General features: G+C 56.0%; 20 protein-coding genes. 9 read left to right on the forward strand and 11 right to left on the reverse strand.

Annotated features, from left to right (window positions below; all coding sequences use genetic code 11):
* Positions 1–74: 74 nt before the first annotated feature.
* Positions 75–716 (reverse strand): viroplasmin family protein, encoded by a 642-nt coding sequence (locus tag B5F38_RS11515; protein WP_087409372.1) that lies wholly within the window; start codon positions 714–716, stop codon positions 75–77.
* A gap of 129 nt (positions 717–845) precedes the next feature.
* On the opposite strand from B5F38_RS11515, the gene B5F38_RS11520 reads away from it, so the two are divergent.
* The 6 genes from B5F38_RS11520 (at position 846) to purN (ending at position 7,048) form a co-directional block, all read left to right on the forward strand.
* Positions 846–1,556, forward strand: a complete 711-nt coding sequence (locus B5F38_RS11520; RefSeq protein ID WP_143240971.1) for a hypothetical protein — start codon at positions 846–848, stop codon at positions 1,554–1,556.
* Positions 1,553–2,104 carry a shikimate kinase gene (locus tag B5F38_RS11525; protein ID WP_087409374.1) on the forward strand — a complete coding sequence of 184 codons (552 nt, stop codon included), beginning with the start codon at positions 1,553–1,555 and terminating at the stop codon, positions 2,102–2,104. Before B5F38_RS11520 ends, B5F38_RS11525 begins: the two co-directional genes overlap by 4 nt.
* A 75-nt stretch (positions 2,105–2,179) precedes the next feature.
* On the forward strand, positions 2,180–3,364 hold the full coding sequence (locus tag B5F38_RS11530) for a hypothetical protein (protein WP_087409375.1): 1,185 nt from the start codon (positions 2,180–2,182) through the stop codon (positions 3,362–3,364).
* 134 nt (positions 3,365–3,498) lie between these two features.
* A complete protein-coding gene (locus B5F38_RS11535; RefSeq protein ID WP_087409376.1) occupies positions 3,499–5,343 on the forward strand; it encodes a 2-oxoacid:acceptor oxidoreductase subunit alpha in 1,845 nt (614 codons plus the stop codon).
* 3 nt (positions 5,344–5,346) lie between these two features.
* On the forward strand, positions 5,347–6,363 hold the full coding sequence (locus B5F38_RS11540; protein ID WP_087409377.1) for a 2-oxoacid:ferredoxin oxidoreductase subunit beta: 1,017 nt from the start codon (positions 5,347–5,349) through the stop codon (positions 6,361–6,363).
* 106 nt (positions 6,364–6,469) lie between these two features.
* Positions 6,470–7,048: a phosphoribosylglycinamide formyltransferase gene (gene purN / locus B5F38_RS11545; RefSeq protein WP_087409378.1), complete on the forward strand. Its 579-nt coding sequence runs from the start codon at positions 6,470–6,472 to the stop codon at positions 7,046–7,048.
* 95 nt (positions 7,049–7,143) lie between these two features.
* On the opposite strand, the gene B5F38_RS11550 is transcribed toward purN, so the two are convergent.
* From B5F38_RS11550 to B5F38_RS11570, 5 genes are all read right to left on the reverse strand, one after another.
* Complete coding sequence (locus B5F38_RS11550) at positions 7,144–8,247, reverse strand: Mrp/NBP35 family ATP-binding protein (RefSeq protein ID WP_087409379.1); 1,104 nt, start codon at positions 8,245–8,247, stop codon at positions 7,144–7,146.
* Between the two features lie 10 nt (positions 8,248–8,257).
* The gene (gene trmB, locus B5F38_RS11555; protein WP_087409380.1) at positions 8,258–9,034 is read right to left on the reverse strand and encodes a tRNA (guanosine(46)-N7)-methyltransferase TrmB; all 777 of its coding nucleotides are present in this window, start codon (positions 9,032–9,034) and stop codon (positions 8,258–8,260) included.
* 33 nt (positions 9,035–9,067) lie between these two features.
* Positions 9,068–10,567, reverse strand: coding sequence for a leucine-rich repeat domain-containing protein (locus tag B5F38_RS11560; RefSeq protein ID WP_087409381.1), 1,500 nt, complete (start codon positions 10,565–10,567; stop codon positions 9,068–9,070).
* Between the two features lie 210 nt (positions 10,568–10,777).
* The gene (locus B5F38_RS11565; RefSeq protein ID WP_087409382.1) at positions 10,778–11,125 is read right to left on the reverse strand and encodes a hypothetical protein; all 348 of its coding nucleotides are present in this window, start codon (positions 11,123–11,125) and stop codon (positions 10,778–10,780) included.
* 56 nt (positions 11,126–11,181) lie between these two features.
* Complete coding sequence (locus tag B5F38_RS11570; RefSeq protein ID WP_087409383.1) at positions 11,182–11,886, reverse strand: LexA family transcriptional regulator; 705 nt, start codon at positions 11,884–11,886, stop codon at positions 11,182–11,184.
* 278 nt (positions 11,887–12,164) lie between these two features.
* On the opposite strand from B5F38_RS11570, the gene B5F38_RS11575 reads away from it, so the two are divergent.
* A complete protein-coding gene (locus tag B5F38_RS11575) occupies positions 12,165–12,485 on the forward strand; it encodes a hypothetical protein (protein WP_087409384.1) in 321 nt (106 codons plus the stop codon).
* A 145-nt stretch (positions 12,486–12,630) separates the two neighbouring features.
* Here the strand turns inward: B5F38_RS11575 and gap are convergent, their stop codons facing one another.
* Entirely contained in the window at positions 12,631–13,641 is a 1,011-nt protein-coding gene (gene gap / locus B5F38_RS11580) for a type I glyceraldehyde-3-phosphate dehydrogenase (RefSeq protein WP_025278431.1), read from the reverse strand.
* A 324-nt stretch (positions 13,642–13,965) separates the two neighbouring features.
* Between gap and mscL the strand changes: the two genes are divergently transcribed.
* Positions 13,966–14,418: a large-conductance mechanosensitive channel protein MscL gene (mscL, locus tag B5F38_RS11585; RefSeq protein WP_087409385.1), complete on the forward strand. Its 453-nt coding sequence runs from the start codon at positions 13,966–13,968 to the stop codon at positions 14,416–14,418.
* Positions 14,419–14,437: 19 nt separating this feature from the next.
* Here mscL and B5F38_RS11590 read toward each other — a convergent pair whose 3' ends face one another.
* Complete coding sequence (locus B5F38_RS11590; protein ID WP_087409386.1) at positions 14,438–15,490, reverse strand: acyltransferase family protein; 1,053 nt, start codon at positions 15,488–15,490, stop codon at positions 14,438–14,440.
* A 216-nt stretch (positions 15,491–15,706) separates the two neighbouring features.
* Positions 15,707–16,525, reverse strand: coding sequence for a 3-methyl-2-oxobutanoate hydroxymethyltransferase (gene panB / locus B5F38_RS11595; protein WP_087409387.1), 819 nt, complete (start codon positions 16,523–16,525; stop codon positions 15,707–15,709).
* Positions 16,526–16,791: 266 nt separating this feature from the next.
* On the opposite strand from panB, the gene B5F38_RS11600 reads away from it, so the two are divergent.
* Positions 16,792–17,064, forward strand: a complete 273-nt coding sequence (locus B5F38_RS11600; protein ID WP_241147860.1) for a tetratricopeptide repeat protein — start codon at positions 16,792–16,794, stop codon at positions 17,062–17,064.
* Between the two features lie 16 nt (positions 17,065–17,080).
* On the opposite strand, the gene B5F38_RS11605 is transcribed toward B5F38_RS11600, so the two are convergent.
* Both B5F38_RS11605 and B5F38_RS11610 read right to left on the reverse strand, forming a co-directional pair.
* Positions 17,081–17,374 carry a hypothetical protein gene (locus B5F38_RS11605; protein WP_087409388.1) on the reverse strand — a complete coding sequence of 98 codons (294 nt, stop codon included), beginning with the start codon at positions 17,372–17,374 and terminating at the stop codon, positions 17,081–17,083.
* Between the two features lie 214 nt (positions 17,375–17,588).
* Complete coding sequence (locus tag B5F38_RS11610) at positions 17,589–19,859, reverse strand: family 20 glycosylhydrolase (protein ID WP_087409389.1); 2,271 nt, start codon at positions 19,857–19,859, stop codon at positions 17,589–17,591.
* Positions 19,860–19,866 lie beyond the last annotated feature (7 nt).

Raw genomic sequence — 19,866 nt, forward strand, 5'->3', positions numbered from 1 at the left:
AAGTAAACCAGGGCTGCCTCATGCGAGGCAGCCCTGGTAGTTTTTATAGGAATGAAAAAAATAATCGAGAGGGTCTATTTGCGCCCGAAGTCGGCCGGGATTTCGCCCCACCGCTCGGTCTCCCATTTGATGATGGGGTTGGTGTAGGTGTGGGTCTGCAGCCATCGTTCGGCCCGGGCGATGAGGTTGAAGATGGGGGCGTTGACGGCGTTTTGGGTCAGTTTGGTCTTGCACTTCTTTTGCCGCACCCAGGCGATGGCGTTGCGGCTGTCGGAGTAGACGGGGATGGCAGAGCCGCGCTGGTGCAGATAGGCCAGCCCGTGAACGAGGGCCAGAAACTCGCCTATGTTGTTGGTGCCCTGCATCATGGGGCCCACGTGGAAGAGCTCGATGCCCGATTTCGTGTCGACACCGCGATACTCCATGTGGCCGGGATTTCCGCTGCAGGCGGCATCGACGGCCAGGCTGTCGGCAATGACCTCGGGACTGAGTCGGGGAGCTTCGAGCTTGTCGCGCGAGCGTTCGCCTATTTTGCGCAAGACGCCCGAGAAGTCGTCGGGGATATTGCGGAAGGCTTCGGTGGCCGCTTCGAGGCTGTCGAAACTTTTGTACTTGGCTCCTTTGAAGTTGTCGACCTGCTCTTTGCACGCTTCCCACGAGTCGAAGATGCCCCGGGCCCGACCTTCCCACACGACATAGTATTTGTATTTGGCCATAATTGAAATCTCATTTGGTTGTCTGGTGCAAAAATAGGGAAATTTATCGTATCTTTACACGGCTTAGTGCGGCAATCGCAATCCGGCAGCCCGGTCTTGGAGCCGGAACGGGTGCCGTGAATGGAGGAAATGAAGATGAGAAAAATCGTCATGTGTGGTATCGTGGGGGCCGTTTTGTGGGGACTCGTTGCCTGTGCCCCCGGCAAAAGCGACCGGGAGGAGAGCACCCGCCTGTATGAAGAGGCGGTATCGATGCTCTCGGGCGACGGAGTGTCCATCGCCGATTGCAGGGTAGCCCAGAGGTTGCTCGAACAGGCTCTCGAGGCCGACGACGGAAATATCGACGTCTACTTCGGGAAGGTGCTCAACGAGTTGAATCTGTGGCTCCCCGACAGTGCCTACCGCACGGCGACCACCGCTATCGAGAAGATAGGACCCGACGGGAAGAACCGTTTGAAGGCCTATTTCTATACGGTGAAGGGATTCATCGCCTACGACCGGGGCGACGAGGCCGATGCCCGTGCCCAGTTGTCGCAGGCACTGGTGCTCTACGAATCGTATTTGAAGGAGGAGCCAGCCAACCTGGACTATCTGCTCAACAAGGCCGTGCTGCTGTCGGGCCTCGAGGGGCGGGAGAAGGCACTCGAGTTTATCGCGGGGCTGCCGGTGAAGGAGGCCGACCGGCAGATGCTCACCGAGAGCCTGGCCGGGTTCGAGTTCAGCCAGTTCGGCGAGACGTGGCGGGCCAAGCACCGGGCTCTGGTGACCGGTGGCGAACTGGCCGTCGAGGCGGACCCCGGCAGGAATACCGATACTCTATCTTATACCCAACAACCATGAAGCCTGTTTTTTTAGTGGGATATATGGCAGCCGGCAAGACCACCCTGGGCCGGCGGGCCGCTCAGCTCCTCGATGTGGAGTTCATCGATCTCGACGCCTATATCGAGGCCCGGTATCGCAAGCAGGTCTCCGACCTCTTTGCCGAGCGGGGCGAAGCGGGATTCCGCGACATCGAGCGACGCATGCTGCACGAGGTGGCCGAGTTCGACAACGTGTTGGTGGCGACGGGCGGGGGTACCCCCTGCTTCTTCGACAATATGGAGTATATGCGCAGTCGGGGTGTCACGGTCTATCTGTCGGCTTCGATACCGACGTTGTGCCGGCGGTTGTTGCGGGCGCGGGTCAAGCGGCCCCTGGTGGCCGGCAAGACGGCCGAAGAGCTGGACGATTGCATCGCCGGGATGCTGGCGCAGCGCGAGCCCTACTATCGGCAGGCCGATTACACCTTCGATGCCGAGCAGTACGAGTCGACCCATTCGGTCGACGAGGCGGTGCAGCGGCTCTCGCAACTGATGCGGGGAGAGGCCGGCGATGAGTCTGCCGAATAAACCGGGCAGGCCGAACCGTTTTATCAAGGATATTTGTATATTAGTACCGATAAATCTAATTAAACAGAAAAAGCTATGGCGGGTAGTTTGAATGTAGGAATGGCTCCTCAGGAACAGTTGCTGGGTGTGATGTCGGGCAACCGTCGGTTGTCTGTCGGGTTGCCGGCCGAACACAACGGCGGGGAGAAACGATTCCCCCTCACCCCCGAGGGGGTGGCGCTGCTCACCCGGGAGGGATTTGTGGTGCTCATCGAGCGCGGCGCGGGCGAGGGTATCAAATACAGCGACCTGCACTACACCGAAGCGGGAGCTCAGGCGGTCGATGCCGCCGAGGTGTTCCAGTGCGATGTGGTGCTCAAGATTACCCCGCTGAACGGGGAAGAGGCGGCCTTGATTCGGCCGGGCGTGTTCCTGCTCACCCTGCTGCAACCTCAGTATCAGTCGGCTTCGGTTGTCAAACTGTTGATGCAGAAGAAGGTGACCGCCGTGGCCATCGATCGGGTGACCGACGAACAGGGGCGCTGTCTCTTTGCCGATATTCTCGACGAGATTGACGGCCGTGCCGCCATCGTGCTGGCCTCGGAGCTGCTGAGCAACCGCAGTGGCGGCAAAGGGGTTTTGCTGGGTGGTGTGCCCGGTGTGGCTGCCTCCGAGGTGCTGATTATCGGCGGCGGCTTGGCCGGCCGTGCAGCAGCCCGTGCGGCTTGCGGACTGGGGGCTCTGGTGCGCGTCTTCGACAACGATTTCTATCGCCTGCGGGCTACCCAGCTCGAGGTGAGCCCCTCGGTCTTTACTTCGAACCTGCACCCGCATGTGCTGGAAAATGCCATGCGCTCGGCCGATGTGGTTATCGGTACCGAGGTGCCCGACCAAGGACGGCTGGGCATGAACTATGTCGAGATGATGAAGCGGGGCGCCCTGCTCTTCGACCTCTGCATGGACAAGGGGGGCTGTTTCGAAACCTCGAGTTGCAGCGAGGCCCCGTGCAACAAGGTGTACGAACAGTGCGGCGTGCTGCACTACTGCCTCTCGAGCGTGAGCAGTGCCGTGGCCCGGACGGCTTCGATGGCCCTGAGCAACCTGCTGGTGCCCCTGCTCATTTCGCTCAACGACCCCGCCATGCTCTACGGCCACATCAAGTCGGACGACCGGCTGCGCAATGCCGTTTATCTGTTTGGCGGGAAGCTCACTCACAAGGAGCTGAGCATACGTCTGGGGTTGCCCTATTACGATATGGCACTTTTCATGGCCATGTTTTAAATAGAAAGAGGTAAGATTGCTTACATATTTCTATGAAAATATTTCAAATGCTTACAAAAAAACACTATCTTTGTCAAAATGATTTTAATATAAAATCAAAAACAGCTCTGTTGAATTAAAAATGTAACGTAAACATGACAGAAAAAACGAAAGTGAAAGTATTGGAAGAAGTCGTGGTACGATTTTCCGGCGATTCGGGCGATGGCATGCAGTTGGCCGGAAATATTTTTTCCAATGTTTCGGCCGGTATGGGAGATGAAATATCGACCTTCCCCGATTATCCGGCAGAGATTCGGGCTCCGCAAGGCACACTGGGTGGAGTATCCGGTTTTCAGGTTCATATGGGACGGGGTGTTCACACGCCGGGCGACTTGGCCGATGTGTTGGTGGCCATGAACCCTGCAGCCTTGAAGACGAATGCCCGTCATGTGAAGAGAGGCGGAGTGGTCATCATCGACTCCGACAGCTTCCGCGCCAGCGATTTGGAGAAGGCGGCTTTCCAGACCGACGACCCCATCAAGGAGGCCGGACTTTCGCATGCACAGATTGTGCCGGTGCCCATTACGCAGATGGTGAAGGATTCGTTGGCCGACTCGGGTCTCGACAACAAGTCGATCGTGCGGTGCAAAAACATGTTTGCGCTGGGCCTCGTCTGCTGGTTGTTCGACCGTCCGCTGGAGCAGGCACAACATTTGCTGAAGAATAAGTTTGCCAAGAAACCGGCCATCTACGAGGCTAATGCCAAGGTGATGAGCGACGGTTACAATTATGGCCACAACATACACGCCTCGGTATCGACCTATCGGGTAGAGTCGGCACAGGTGCGCCCCGGTATCTATACCGACGTGAACGGCAACACCGCCACCGCCTGGGGCTTGATTGCCGCTTCGGAGAAATCGGGTCTGCCCCTTTTCCTGGGCAGTTATCCCATCACCCCCGCCACCGACATTCTGCACGAGCTGGCCAAACGCAAAGACCTGGGTGTAAAAGCCATTCAGGTCGAGGATGAGATTGCCGGTGTCTGCACCGCCATCGGTGCCGCGTTTGCCGGGAATCTGGCAGCGACCTCGACCTCGGGTCCCGGTCTGGCCTTGAAGAGCGAGGGTATCGGTCTGGCCGTGATGTCGGAGCTTCCGCTGGTAGTTATCGACGTACAGCGCGGCGGTCCCTCGACGGGTCTGCCCACCAAGACCGAGCAGACCGACCTGTTGCAGGCTCTCTACGGCCGTAACGGCGAAAGCCCGGTTGTGGTCGTGGCTGCTTCGACTCCGACCAACTGCTTCGACATGGCCTTCCAGGCTGCCAAGATCGCTCTGGAGCACATGACGCCCGTCATCCTGCTCACCGACGGTTTCATCGGCAACGGCTCTTCGGCCTGGCGTATCCCCGACATGGACGAGTATCCCGAAATAAAACCCAACTACGTGAAGTCCGAACAACTGGGCGCCTGGAAACCCTACGACCGCGACGAGCGTTCGGTACGCTTCTGGGCACGTCCGGGCGTCGAAGGCTTCATGCACCGCCTGGGCGGACTGGAGAAAGACTGGAAGACCAGCGCCATCTCTACCGACCCGGCCAACCACGAGAAGATGGTGCGTGCCCGCCAGCAAAAGGTCGACAACATTGCTAACGACCTGCCGTTGCTCCAGGTGCAGGGTAACCCCGATGCCGAGCTGCTGGTAGTGGGCTGGGGCGGCACCTACGGCCACCTCTATTCGGCCGTCGAGGCCATGAATGCCCAGGGCAAACCGGTGGCATTCGCCCACTTCAACTATATCAATCCTCTGCCCCTGAATACCGAGGAGGTGCTCCGCCGGTACAAACGGGTGGTTGTGTGCGAGCTGAACAACGGTCAGTTTGCGGCTTACCTCTCGGGTAAAGTCCCCGGCAAGACCTTCCTGCGTTACAACAAGATACAGGCCCAACCGTTTATGGTGAGCGAGTTGATTGACCATTTTACAAAGCTTTTGGAGGAATAAGACATGGAAGAACAAAAGGAATATACGGCAAAAGATTATAAGAGCGATCAGTATGTGCGCTGGTGTCCCGGTTGCGGAGACCACTCGATCGTGAACGTGCTGCAGAAAGCCATGGCCACGCTGGGCATACCGCCCCACAAGACCGTAGTGGTTTCGGGTATCGGCTGCTCGTCGCGTCTGCCCTACTACATGAATACCTACGGGTTCCACACCATTCACGGCCGTGCCGCTGCCATCGCTACCGGCGTGAAGACGGCCAACCCCGACCTGACCGTATGGCAGATTTCGGGCGATGGCGACTGCCTGGCTATCGGCGGTAATCACTTCATCCACTCGGTGCGCCGGAATGTCGACATCAACGTGGTGCTGATGAACAACAAGATCTACGGCCTTACCAAGGGGCAGTATTCGCCCACGAGCGACCGTGGTTTTGTGACCAAGTCGTCGCCCTACGGCACGGTAGAAGACCCCTTCATCCCGGCCGAGCTCGTGTTTGGTGCCCGCGGTACCTTCTTTGCCCGTTCGCTCGACGTAGAGCTGTCGGTTTCGCAGGAGGTGCTGGTCGAGGCTGCCCGCCACAAGGGAACCTCGGTGGTAGAGTTGTTGCAAAACTGCGTCATCTTCAACAACAACATCCACAGCTATGTGGCCGACAAGGAGTTCCGGGCCGACCGCACCATCCATCTGCGCCATGGCGAGAAGATGATTTTCGGCAAGGACCACAACCGAGGTCTCGTGCTCGACGGTTACAAGCTCAAGGCGGTGACCATCGGCGAGAACGGTGTGACACTCGACGACATTCTGGTACACGATGCCAAGTCGCCCGACAACTTCATGCACCAGAGTCTGGCCATGATGGACGGTCACGAACTGCCGCTGGCCATCGGCGTGATACGCAATGTCGAGGCTCCGGCCTACGACCAGGAGGTGGCCCGCCAGGTGAAAGAGGTAACCGGCAAGGTGCCTTACCATTCGCTGCGTGAGTTCCTGTTGAACGGAGAGACCTGGGAGGTAAAGTAATTGGCCCGCTCTCTGTGTAACCTATACCATGGCGCTCGAAGCGGCGGTGATACCGGTCTTTGGGCGCCATGTCTGTTTGTAAACCTGTGATAAAAAGAATTGTGTCATGTCTCAAAAGAAACGTCTTGCTATATTTGCCAGCGGCACCGGTACCAACTTCGAGGCGATTGTAACGGCCTGCGAGTCGGGCCGTATTCCGGCCGAGGTGGTTCTGCTGGTTTGCGACAAGCCGGCGGCTGCCGTAGTCGAACTGGCCGCCCGTCACGGGGTGGAGACCTTTGCCTTCCAACCCAAATCCTACCCCTCGAAAGCCGATATGGAGGGTGCCATTGCCGACCGTCTCGACAAGGCCGGTGTCGACCTGGTGTGTCTGGCCGGTTACATGCGCATCGTGGCCGACACGCTGCTGTCGCGCTACGGTGGTCGCATCATCAACATACACCCCTCGTTGCTGCCGGCATTCCCCGGGGCCCGGGCCGTCGAGCAGGCTTTGAACTATGGGGTGAAGGTCTTTGGCGTGACCATTCACTACGTGGACCAGACGGTCGACGGCGGGCGCATCATTGCCCAGCGTGCCGTTCCCTACGAGGGGCACGACCTCGACGAGCTCTTCACGCTGGTCCATGCGGCCGAGCACGAGCTCTATCCGGCCACAGTAGCGCGTTTGCTGGCCGGTGAGGTATAACCCTCCAAAACGAAATAAAAAGAGCGAGAGCCGCTGCGAAGCATGTTTCGCGGCGGCTCTCTGCCTTATGGGAGTAACCTTGTGTGGGGGTATGTCTACTTGTGAACCTCTACCCGCTGGGTCGAGGGGCGGGTGGCGTTGCGCTCGTCGACAGCCTTTACTACCTCCTCGGCCAGACGTTTGAAGGCGAGCCCGGTGACCGAATCGTCGAGGGCTACGGGGTGTCCGGCATCGCCGCTTTCGCAGATGCTCTGCACGATGGGAATCTGCCCCAGCAGAGGCACGCCGGCCTCTTCGGCCAGCCGTTTGCCGCCATCCTTGCCAAAGAGGAAGTATTTGTTCTCGGGTAGTTCGGCCGGGGTGAACCAGCTCATGTTCTCGACCAGACCCAGAATGGGCACATTCACCTTGTCGCCGGTGAACATGCTGATGCCTTTGCGGGCATCGGCCAGAGCCACCTCCTGCGGGGTGGTGACCACGATGGCCCCGGTGATGGCGAGAGTCTGTACCAGGGTGAGGTGTATGTCGCTGGTGCCCGGCGGCAGGTCGAGCACGAAGTAGTCGAGGTCGCCCCAGGCGGCATCGGTGATGAGTTGCTTCAGGGCGTTGCTGGCCATGCCGCCCCGCCACAATACGGCGTCGTTCTTGCGCACGAAGAAGCCGATGGAGAGAATCTTCACCCCGTATCGTTCGACGGGCAGAATGAGGTCACGGCCGCCGATATTCTCGGTGTAGACGTCGGTATCTTCGATGTCGAACATCGTGGGGGCCGAGGGGCCGAAGATGTCGGCGTCGAGCAGACCCACCTTGTAGCCCAGGCGAGCCAGTGCTACGGCCAGGTTCGAGGCGATGGTCGACTTGCCCACGCCGCCTTTGCCCGACGACACGGCGATGATGTTCTTCACGCCGGGGAGCGGGTTCTCGGGGTTGGGGCGGGCCACCTGTTTGCTCTTGACGTTGATGTTGCCCTTGATGTCGACATCGGGGCTGATGAAGGTGAGGATAGCCGTTTCGGCCGCCTTCACGACCGAACGGATGAAGGGGTCGTTGGGCTTCTCGAAGATGATGGAGAAGCTCACCTTGTTGCCGTCGATGCGGATGTCGTCCTCGATCATGCCGTTGGCGACGAGGTCTTTTCCGTTGCCGGGATAACGCACTTTGGCCAGTGCGTCGAGTATCAGTTTAGGATATAGCTGCATGATATATAAGTTATTTTGTTGTCGTATCGTCTTGACTGCTCTGCTTGCCGCTGCGTTTTCCCCGGTTGAAACTCCGGTAGGTGTCGTAGGGAATATCAACGTCGGGCTCGACAAATTGTTCGCGCGGCTGGCATACGAACCGGATGTACTTGATGTTCATGCCCCGCTCGAGCCACTGTTGCTCGTAGAAGGTCTTTATCTCGAGAATGTCGTCGGCGATGCCCGAGTGGTAGAGGTCGTCGGTAGCCACCTGCACGGGGTAGCCGTTGGCCTTCACCATTTCGCAGGTGTAGGTATACATGAAGGGGCTGTCGCTCTTGAGGTGGATGAGCCCGTCGGGGGTGAGTATCTGCTGGTAGAGCGCCATGAAGCGGGTCGAGGTGAGCCGCTTGCGCACCTTCTTCATCTGCGGGTCGGGGAAGGTAATCCAGATTTCCGACACCTCGCCCGGGCCGAAGAAGCGGTCGATCAGCTCGATGTTGGTCCGCAGGAAGGCTACATTCTTTATCCCCTCCTCGAGCGCCTGTTTGGCACCGCTCCACATGCGGGCCCCCTTGATGTCGATGCCGATAAAGTTCTTTTGCGGAAAGCGACGGGCCAGCCCTACGGCATATTCGCCCTTGCCGCAACCCAGCTCGAGCACGATGGGGTTGTCGTTCTTGAAGAAGGTTTCGCCCCATTTGCCCTGCATTTCGAATCCTTTCTCCTGCAACAGGCCGAAGGGGTATTGGAACACGTGGGGGTATCCCTGCAGATCGTCGAATTTTTTCAGTTTATTTTTTCCCATAGTCGAAATTTCATCTTTGTTCCTGGCGGTCGATTACCGGTTTCGTCCCACCTTCAGGTGGCGGTACTCTCCCGATTGCATTTGTATGGACAGGACAAATATCGGTCCTGTGTATGAGCGGGTGTCGATGGCCCACTCGTAGGTCTCGCCCTCCTCCCGGTGTACAACGCGCCCGTCGAGGGTGTAGAGGGCGATTTGTCGCATGGGGTCGGAGGCTTTGACCCGGAGTATTTCGTGTTCGAAATAGACTTGCAAGGTGTGGTCGTCGGCTATCTCTTCCCGGTTGGAGAAGTGCCTGATGTCGAACTCCTGCCACTGCGGAGCGTTGCGGTAGAGCTCTATGCTCTCGTCGGGAGCTCCCAGCGCGCAGTCGGCTTGCTGCACGTTGAGGAATACCTCCTCGCCCAGTGCCGGGGGCTCGGTGGGGTAGGCCATGACGGCGGCCAGGCGGGTACAGCTGTCGAAGGCGTGGTCGCCGATGTAGGTGACGGTCGAGGGTATCGTGGCCGAGTAGAGTTGTCGCATGCCGTAGAAGGGCCACCGGCCTATCCGCTCGAGCCCTTCGGGCAGGAACGAGAGGTGTTCCATCCGGCTGCATCCGGCAAAGGCATAGTCGGCTATCTCGCGCAGTCGGGTAGGTAGCGTGCAGTCGAGCAGCGAGGTGCAGTAGTAGAAGGCCCCTTCGCCAATTTCTTCAGTCATGGCTGGGGTATGCAGCGATGTGAGGCTTGTACAGTGGTCGAAGGCATAGGCCGGAATCGAGGTGAGCAGGATACGCTTCATATCGACCTGCGAGAGCGAGGTGCAGTAGGCGAAGCAACCTTCACCCAGCGATTGCAGCGCTGCGGGCAGGGCGATGGCCGTGAGGGCCGGGCAGCCGGCAAAGCAACGGTCGCCAATGGTTTGCAGCGAAGCTGGTAAGGCGATAGCCGCCAGGCGGGTACAGCCGGCGAAGGCGTTGGCTCCGATGGACTTTAGCGGAGCGCTTTCGAGGTTCAGTTCGGTATAGGCGGTGCATCCGGCAAAACTGTATTCGCCGATGCTGCGCAACGTGGCAGGCAGCGGGGTGTCGAGTGCCGGGCAGCCCGAGAAAGCCAGGTCGCCGATGCTGCGCAACTGCTCGCCCCAGACGATGGTGGTGAGGGCCGGGCATCCGGCAAAGGCGGCCTCGCCGATGACTTGTGTGCCTTTTGGTAGTTTTACCATCGTCAGTTTCTGGAATCCGAGAAAGGTGTGCGCCGGCAGGGTGTGCGCTTCGAAACGCGCCTGGTTGCCCAGATAGGTATCGCGGCTTTCGTAGGCGGCAATCGTGCAGCCCTCCAGGTCGATGAGGTTCAGGTTGGTGAGCGAGTCGCCCATGTAGGCGAAATCGCGGGCATCGAGTGTGCCCGTGACGGTCAGTTGGGTGACCGACTCGCCGGAGGTCGGGATATGACTTTGCAGCTCGCCCTCCTCGGTGTGGCAGGTGTAGGAAGCCGCCAGCACGCTGTGGCCGGAGAACAGTAGTAAAGCGATGTATAGCATCTGTTTCATTCCTGATATAAACCTCTCGTCATTCGGGCGTAAAGATACTAAAAGATGAGGGTCTGGACAAATAGGGACGCACAGTTTTCAATTTTGGCTATGCTGCCCCGTCCCTCTGTCTGCTGTAAAAGAGTGGGTAAAATAGGGTTCCCCGGTGTAGTGCTTCGTAGCGTTGCCGGTGTGTGGCAGGCCGTTCACTCCCCCGGGGGGATGGCAGGGCTACTCCTGGGTGAGGCGATAGCGGGCGCCGTGGTCGAGGATGAAGTTGAGTATCTCCTGGAACAGAGCTTCGACCTCCGACGGTACCGCCAGATTGGAGGTGTCGCCATACCTGTCGAACAGGGCCTGGGGTAGAGCCTCGGCGGTGATGTGCAGATGTTTGGCCAGGGTAGCAGCCTCGTCCCGGTCGAGTGTGGCAAACGTCTTGCTCTCTCGGTCCGGGTCGTCATAGTCGGTAAATTCCAGCTGGATAACCAGCTCCTGCCGTGCACCCTCCCACACGGTAATCGACGACCATATCTCGAGGTCGTCGTGCGATTCCACGATTACTTGTTTCAAGGTCAGCATATTTCTCGGTAATGTTTCGTTGGCGTTGATATTGGTATTTTTTTCTTTACTGCATCTTATATGCGATTGTCGATGCGTATGATATTCTCGACGATGAAGAGGTCGCAGATGTCGCGCTTCTCGATTTCGATGTCGTCATATTCTTTGTTTTCGCTGCGCAGGATTACCCGTTCGGGGTTCTCGTGCTTGCGCACATACTTGACCATGCGGTAGTCTTCGAGCAGTACGACGTAGATTTGGCCCCAAAAGATGAGGTTGGGGTTTTTGATTTCGCGGATGGCTATCATGTCGCCGTTGTTGATGACCGGTTTCATGCTGTCGCCGCTCACCTTGACGATGCTGCAGTCGGGGTTGATGAATGGGACGTCGATGCTGCCGATGACCAGGTCGTCGGTAAACATGCGGTCACGCCCCAAGTTGCCGGCTGTGACGTCGAGCCCGTATACCTTGGCGCCATTGCGCACCTCGGGTACGATGGCTCCCGAGGGGAGGGTGAGGGTGCGTATGTGGTTGTGCCCGTCGTTGGTTGTAGAGCTGGTCGAGGCGTACATGGGGCCGTTGCCCGAGCAGAGCCACTCCTTCGAGACGCCCAGTTCGACTACGATTTTGTTGATGAGCGAGTCGCTGATGGGTAATTTGCCGGTCAGGTGCTTCGAAAAGTTGGAAGCATCGATGGCAATGCGTTTGGCAAACTCCGACTGGGTGATTCCCTGGTCGTCTATTAACGCTTTGATTCTGATAATTTTATCGTCGTTGCTCATGGCCGTATAAAATTTATATGGTAAAATTACCTTTAATAATTTGCATAATGCGATTTTGAGTTGTATATTTGTGTGGTATTATTACCACATACAAAGGTAGAAACTTTTTTTGAATAAACGAAATAATAGGCTAATAATTAACATATTTGATAACACTCTGCCGGGGTATATTACCTATGTAATTTATAAACAGAGGGAAGAGATACACGGGCAAAACAGGTAAAAGCAGTGTGAATATACCCTGGCAGAGTGGCGTCGAAGGAAAGGAGCAAGCAACAATGAAGACAATCGAATGGGAAGCACCGGCTTTGGCAGCCTTGGCAGCATCGCACTGGCTGGTGGCTTACGAGCGCGACGAGACACCGCGCAAGCGGGTACGGCACGAGGCCGAAATCGAGTTTGACGGCGTGGCCTACATGCTGATGTGTGAGATTGGGCTGACCGAGCGAGAGCATCGGGCGGTATCGATGATTTGCGGCATCGAGCCGCAGTACACCGATATGCCGGTGCGGGTAACCGGCAACATGGGCAAGGCCGTGGGCGAAATACTGCCCGTGCTGAATAACTTTTTGTCGAGCTATGGTGTTGTATATGTGTGAGACCGGTAAATCCGAGAGGTGTGGCGTGGCACAAAGAAGGATGCCTTCAAGGGTATATGGCGAGGGTGTACCTGTCGGATTGAGACGAAAAAAGCCGACCCCGATAAAGGGTCGGCTTTCTTATGTATTATCGTGTGGATAATGATTAGCCGTTTACTTTAGCCATGTGAGCGATCAGGTCGAGAACTTTGTTCGAGTAACCGATCTCGTTGTCATACCAAGAAACAACTTTTACGAACGTGTCGGTCAAAGCGATACCAGCTTTGGCATCGAAGATCGAAGTACGAGTATCGCCCAGGAAGTCAGAAGATACAACTGCGTCTTCGGTGTAACCGAGGATACCTTTCAGTTCGCCTTCCGAAGCCTCTTTCATAGCGGCGCAGATTTCGGCATAAGTAGCCGGTTTAGCCAAGTTAACCGTCAAGTCAACAACCGAAACATCCAGAGTCGGAACACGCATCGACATACCGGTCAGTTTGCCATTCAACGAAGGAATAACTTTACCTACGGCTTTGGCAGCACCCGTCGAAGAGGGGATGATGTTGCCCGAAGCGGCACGACCACCACGCCAGTCTTTCATCGAAGGACCGTCAACGGTTTTTTGAGTAGCCGTCGTCGAGTGAACCGTCGTCATAAGACCATCGAGGATACCGAATTTGTCGTTCAATACTTTGGCGATAGGAGCCAAGCAGTTGGTCGTACAAGAAGCGTTCGATACGAATTGAGTACCTTTAACGTAAGTGTTCTCGTTTACACCGCAAACGAACATGGGGGTATCATCTTTCGAAGGAGCCGACATAACTACATATTTGGCACCAGCTTGGATGTGAGCTTGAGCTTTTTCTTTGGTCAGGAAGAGACCGGTAGATTCTACTACATATTCAGCACCTACCTCGTTCCATTTCAGGTCGGCAGGGTTCTTTTCGGCGGTAACACGAATCGTTTTACCGTTTACGATCAATTGACTTTTCTCAACATCAGCCTCGATCGTGCCATCGAAATGACCGTGCATCGTGTCGTATTTCAACATGTATGCCAAATAGTCAACCGGGCAAAGGTCGTTAATACCTACGATCTGGATGTCGTTTCTTGTTTGTGCTGCACGGAAAACGAAACGTCCGATGCGGCCAAAACCATTGATACCTACTTTAATCATTGTAATAAAACTTTAAGTGTTTATTGAATAAAAATAATGTCTCGCGTTTTTTCTCTTTTCCGACCCGCTGCCTTAAAAACATTTGCTCTTGCCATATTGTTTAACAACCGCATGGAGTGGCGCAACTGCTCATCAGGGCAAGCAAAACCAGCAAAAAGGCAATTTTATATTTCATAATTTTATACTTTGCTCCTAAAATTGCACTGCAAAGGTATATATTTTTTTTGAATACAATGTATGCGAATGTGAAAATAAAAGAAAAATTTCTTTATTTGCATATCCTTGAATGTGAGTAATCTATCTGTAATACTAAAATGTACCGTTATGAAAAGTTCTTTTTGGACCGACTTTAAAAACTTTGCGATGCGTGGCAACGTCATCGACTTGGCCGTGGGTGTGATTATCGGGGGGGCTTTCGGCAAAATTGTCTCTTCGCTGGTGGCCGATATTATCATGCCGCTCCTGGGTGTGCTGGTAGGGGGTGTCAACTTCACCGACCTGAAGTGGGTGCTGAAGGCGCCGCGCGAGGTCAACGGCGTGGAACAGGCGGCCGTGACGCTTAACTACGGGAACTTCCTGCAGATGACGTTCGACTTCCTGATTATCGCCTTCTCGATTTTCCTCTTCATCAAACTCATCACGCGGCTCACGGCCAAACGCAAGGCGCAGGCGCAAGCTCAGGCGGCTGCTACGCCGCCCGAACCTTCGGCCGAGGTGAAGCTGCTGACCGAAATCAGAGACCTGCTCAAGGCGCAGGAGCAGTCGGGCTCGAAGTAGTGTCGGGTCCCCGACGGCCTTATCCGATGATGTATTTGCTCTTGGGCAGCCAGGCTATCACCTTCACCAGCAGGTAGACGGTGACGAAGGTGCACACGGCTATGAGGGGTATGGCTATGTAGGCTGCCTGGGCAAGGGGGTGAATCAGGTCGTAGTAGAAGTTGAGCACGATGATGTGGGCCAGGTACATACCGTAGCTTTTGACCGAGATGTCGGTGAGGAGCTGCGCCCCCCGGCTTTGCCCGTTCAGTTTCAGCCGGCCGATGAGCGAGAAGAGTCCCAACGACATCATCAGTACGTTTACGGTACAGAAGCGCCAGCTGAGTTCCAGCTCGGGAATGGTGGCTACGGTATCGATGCGTGCGCAGAAGAGGCCGGCCGTGACAGCGTAACCCGCCACGAGCAATACCCACGAGAGGAGTGCCGAGGGGTAGCCGTATCTTCGCAGGTAATACCCCAGAATGAAATAGCCGATAAACCCGGTGAAGTAGTAGAGCAGGGGGGTGTCGTTCCAGAAGGCCTCGCCCAGCACTTCGGGGTAGGCCAGGTGTATGTAGGGGAGGAAGGTGGTGAGAGTCCACAGGGCCAGGTAGCCTTCCAGCTCGCGTTTGCCGGCCCGTTCGAGCCAGGGCGAGATGATGGGGACAACCAGGTAGAGCCCGATGAGCATGTAGATATACCACAGATGGCCTATCTCGCACCCGAAGTTGACGGGGATGTGCAGGATGTGCAGAGCCAGGTCGCCCACCGACTCGCCCCGTGTAGCCATGAAGTAGATGGCGTAGATGACGCACCAGACGACAAAGGGGTAGACGATGCGGGTGAACCGCTTGCGGAAGAACCGGGAGATGGAGTCTTGCATCGGGAGCAGCAGAAATCCCGACAGCATGACAAACAGGGGTACCGACGTGCGGCATAGCGAGGTGATGATACCTATCCAGAAGGTGTTGCTACCGGTGACGACACTGAGTTGGTCGCCAATGTAGTAATACTCGCTGGCATGTTGTTGCATGACCAGGTAACAGGCAATGACCCGCAACAGGTCGAGTGAAAGATTACGGTTCTTGATCATAAGATACTATCTGGCAAATGGTGTGATGAATGTCTTCTTGTCCATGCCCCGATTTGTGGCTGGGCTGGAGTTTGCAGGGGGTGAGCGCCGGTAACCGGCCTTCGGTTGTGACGGCAGGTGGTTGTGCCGGTGCCGTTTGCGGTTCGGGCCACATGGCCCCCAGTCAAGCAAAAAGGAACTGTGCCCTGCGACACAACTCCTTTTGCGTTTCCGTTTTTAGTATTGCTCCTTCTCGTTGGGGAAGTCGCGCGTCTTTACATCTTTTATATAGGCCTGAACCGCTTCGGTGATGGTAGTGCTCAGGTCGGCATACCGACGAAGGAAGCGGGGCGAGAACCCTTTGTTGATACCCAGCATGTCGTGCATCACGAGCACCTGGCCGTCTACACCGCCACCGGCACCGATACCGATTACGGGGATGGTCAGCTCCTCGGCCACGCGGGTAGCCAGCGTAGCGGGAATCTTCTCGAGTACGAGGGCAAAGCAGCCGATTTCCTCGAGCAGATGGGCATCCTCGATCAGTTTTTTTGCTTCGGCCTCTTCGCGGGCACGTACGGTATAGGTGCCGAATTTGTTGATCGACTGGGGTGTGAGGCCCAGGTGACCCATCACGGGGATACCGGCACTGAGTATGCGCTCTACCGATTCGCGTATTTCGGCTCCGCCCTCCATCTTCACACAGTCGGCGTGCGTCTCCTTCATGATGCGGATGGCCGAGGCCACAGCCTCTTTCGAGTTGCCCTGGTACGACCCGAAGGGCATGTCGACAACCACCAGCGCCCGTTTGACGGCACGTACCACCGACTTGCCGTGATAAATCATCTGGTCGAGGGTGATGGGCAGCGTGGTCACATTGCCCGCCATCACGTTGGAAGCCGAGTCGCCAACCAGAATGACATCGATACCGGCCTGGTCTATAAGAGTCGCCATAGAGAAATCGTAGGCGGTCAACATCGAAATCTTTTCGCCGCGGAGCTTCATCTCCATCAGGCGGTGAGTCGTTACTTTACGAGTATCTTCGGTATAAGTAGACATAGTTTTTTGTGTGTTAGAATTTCGGGGGCAAAGGTACATCAATTTTTTATATTGACACCCTTTTTACTTTCTAATCTCAATTCCGTTATCTTTTAAATAGATAGCGATTGTGCGATTTTTAATTCCGTGAGTTCCACTGTCGCAGTTGTTCATACCCAGGATAAGGGTCGTGTAGCCATTCGGCAAAAGCAAGAGCGAAACTTTGTCCTCTTTTTGCCATTGCAGTGCTTTTCACTATCTTTGTTACACAATAATTTGGAATGGATATGATTTCAATAGAAGATATAAATCGAATGATTGGTGAAAACGAGTTGGAGAAGGCACTCGTTCACCTCGAAGAACGCTTGGCTTGCGACCCGCAGGACGATGGGGCCTATTACCTGAAAGGGGCCCTCTTCTGGAAACAGGGGAACTGGAAATTGGCGATTGAGAATTATTTGAAAGCGACCGAAATCAATCCCGAGAGTCCGGCTCGTCAGGCCTACGAAATGGTGATGGAGATTATCAACTTCTCCAACCCCGACCTTTATAATCCTTAAGTCATGGGCCTCAGTGCTATGCTACCAGTATGGCCAAGGCTATATAGACCAGAATTTGCAATGCCTGCAAAATCCACGACACCTCGGGCCGGGAGGCATAGACCCGGTAACTGATCCAGGTGGAGAGCACGACGTAAAGGGGCATAAGCATGACAAATGTCCACGGCAGACTGTCGTCCATACCGCTCTCGGTAAAGGCCGACGTGGCCCGACTCATCAACCAGGGCCAGGCGAAAATCGGCAGAGCCGTTATCAGTATCAACACCTTGAACCAGCCGGGGACCTTGCGTGAATAGTTATCTTTCTTCATAGCCTGCTATTTTTTACAAAGATACGAAAAGGCGAAAGTAGAAAAACAAGTTTACTTGATTTTTATGCTGAACCGCCTCCTGTCTTATTCAAAGATACAAGAGACGAGAGCGAAAACAAAGTTTTCGACAGGCGGCAGTGTCGAACCGACTCGTTATGAAAAGCGGGGAGCCATCGCTGGTTCCCCGCTCTTTTTTTAATTGCCGATTTTATGATTAGTGAGAGAGTGTAGCCGGGTCGGGCAGGGCCAACGTACCACCTTCGGGTGCGAATATAAACCCTTTGTTGTTCCAGGCACGCAGGTAGCCGCCGATGTTGTTGTTGATCATCAGCAGGCGGAAAGCGTGTTTGCCCTTTTGCAGAGCTATCGAGTTGCGGGTGTGCGAGTGGCGCACGAGTCGGCCGTCGTTGCTGATGACCACCCGTCCGTCGATTTGCAGTTCGTCCATCTCGGAAGAGAAGTAGTAGATACCGTCGGCCGGGACTTCGAAGTAGCCCGTGTAGCAGTAGGCCCCCTTTTCGTCGCCACTGGTCTTGAGGCTGAAATCCTTGACCACTTGAGGCTCGGTCCAGTAGGCCCCCTCTAAGTCTTTTACAAAGTAGAGGTTACCTTCGGTGCGTCGCCGTTCGATACCCGGTTGGGTAGCCTGGTCGGTTGCCGGCATGAGCGGCTCGCGAACCACCTCGAGGGTACGGGTCGTACTCAATTTCCCCGAGGGGAGCAGCGTAGCGATTTTCAAGGTCGTGTTGCGGTCGAAGGTCAACGGATTCTCATATCGGGTCGACCCGGCCTGCGGTTCGCTGCCATCGGTAGTATAGACCATGGGGTAGTTGCGGCTGTTGTGGAAGGTCAGTGTCGTCTGGTCGGTAAAGGCGATGCGGTTGGCCATGGGCCCTTCGGGCAGGGGAATGTGGTAGTTGATGTGGTGCATGTCGAGCCGTACCAGTTGCGAGTCGAGGCGACGGGCAAACGAGTTATAGTCTTTTTTCTCTTTGGGAGTCCAGTCGAGTTCGGCCAGAGCGAGCATGCGCGGGTAGAGCAGATACTCGGTATAGTCGGGCGTGACGGCATATTCGGTCCACATGTTGCACTGGGCGCCCAGTACATGGTGGCGAAGGTTCTCGGGAATCTTTTCGGACGAGGGGTCGTAGTTGTAGATTTTGTCGAGCATGATGGCAAACTTGATGGCGATGGGCTCGGCCTCGACGGCTCCTTGACCGGCATCGACATAGAGCCACGGCGAGGGGGTCATAATCACGTCGTGTCCCATCGAAGCGGCTGCGATACCGCCCTCTTCGCCCCGCCACGACATGACGGTAGCCGAGGGGGCCAGTCCGCCTTCGAGTATCTCGTCCCAGCCAATCATGGCCTTGCCGTGTTCGAGAATGATTTTCTCGATGCGGTGGATAAAGTAGCTTTGCAGTTCGTGTTCGTCTTTCAGATTTTCATCTTGGATACGTTTCTGGCATTTGGGGCAGGCTTTCCATCTCTTTTTGGGGCATTCGTCGCCACCGATGTGTACATATTTGCCCGGGAAGAGGGGAATCACCTCGTCGAGAATGTTTTCGAGAAATTCGAAAGTCTTGTCGTTGCCGGCACAATAGACGTTGTCTTCCACGCCCCACTTGTTGCGCAGCTCAAACGGGCCGCCGGTACAGGAGTATTCGGGGTAGGCGGTGAGGGCGGCCAGGGCGTGACCCGGCAACTCAATCTCGGGGATGACGGTGATGAAGCGGTCGGCCGCATAGGCGACTACCTCTTTAATCTGCTCTTGCGTATAAAATCCCCGGTGTATGGAGCCGTCGGCATTGTGGCGTACCGAACCTACCTCGGTGAGGCGGGGGTATCTCTTTACTTCGATGGTCCAGAGGTGGTCGTCGGTGAGGTGCCAGTGGAAATAGTTCATCTTGAACATGGCCATGATGTCGAGCTGTTTCTTGACGAATTCCACGTCGTGGAAGTGGCGGCACACGTCGAGCATCATGCCGCGGTAGCCGTAGGCCGGTTCGTCACCGATTTCGACACAGGGCATTGTCCAGTCGATACCGTCGACAGGTTGCTCGCTCTCGATTTGGGGAGGGAGCAGCTGCATGACCGACTGCATGCCGTAGAAGAGACCTTGCGGTGTGCGGGCCTTGACCTGTACCCGCTTGGGGGTGACGCTCAACCGGTAGCCTTCGTCGCCCAGTTTCAGCGAGCGGTCTATCTGCAGCGAGATGCAGTTGTGGTTGCCGCTGTTTTTGATAGCCAGGTCGTAGCCGGTGGCTCGATTGATTTTGGCCTGAAAGTAGGCGGCCACCTTTTGCAGGTCGGCCCGTTGGGTACGGCCGACGACCAGCGACGTTTGAGGCGTGAGGGCGAAAGTGCCGCTTTTCACGGTCATCTCTTGAGGGGCAGGAGTGATATTCAGCGGGGTGTCTTGCGCCGCATATCCCGCAAACAGGGATATGCAGCACCACAGACAAGCGATTATGATTTTCTTCATATCTGTT

The sequence above is a fragment of the Barnesiella sp. An22 genome, assembly GCF_002159975.1.
In the GTDB taxonomy this organism is placed as follows: domain Bacteria; phylum Bacteroidota; class Bacteroidia; order Bacteroidales; family Barnesiellaceae; genus Barnesiella; species Barnesiella merdigallinarum.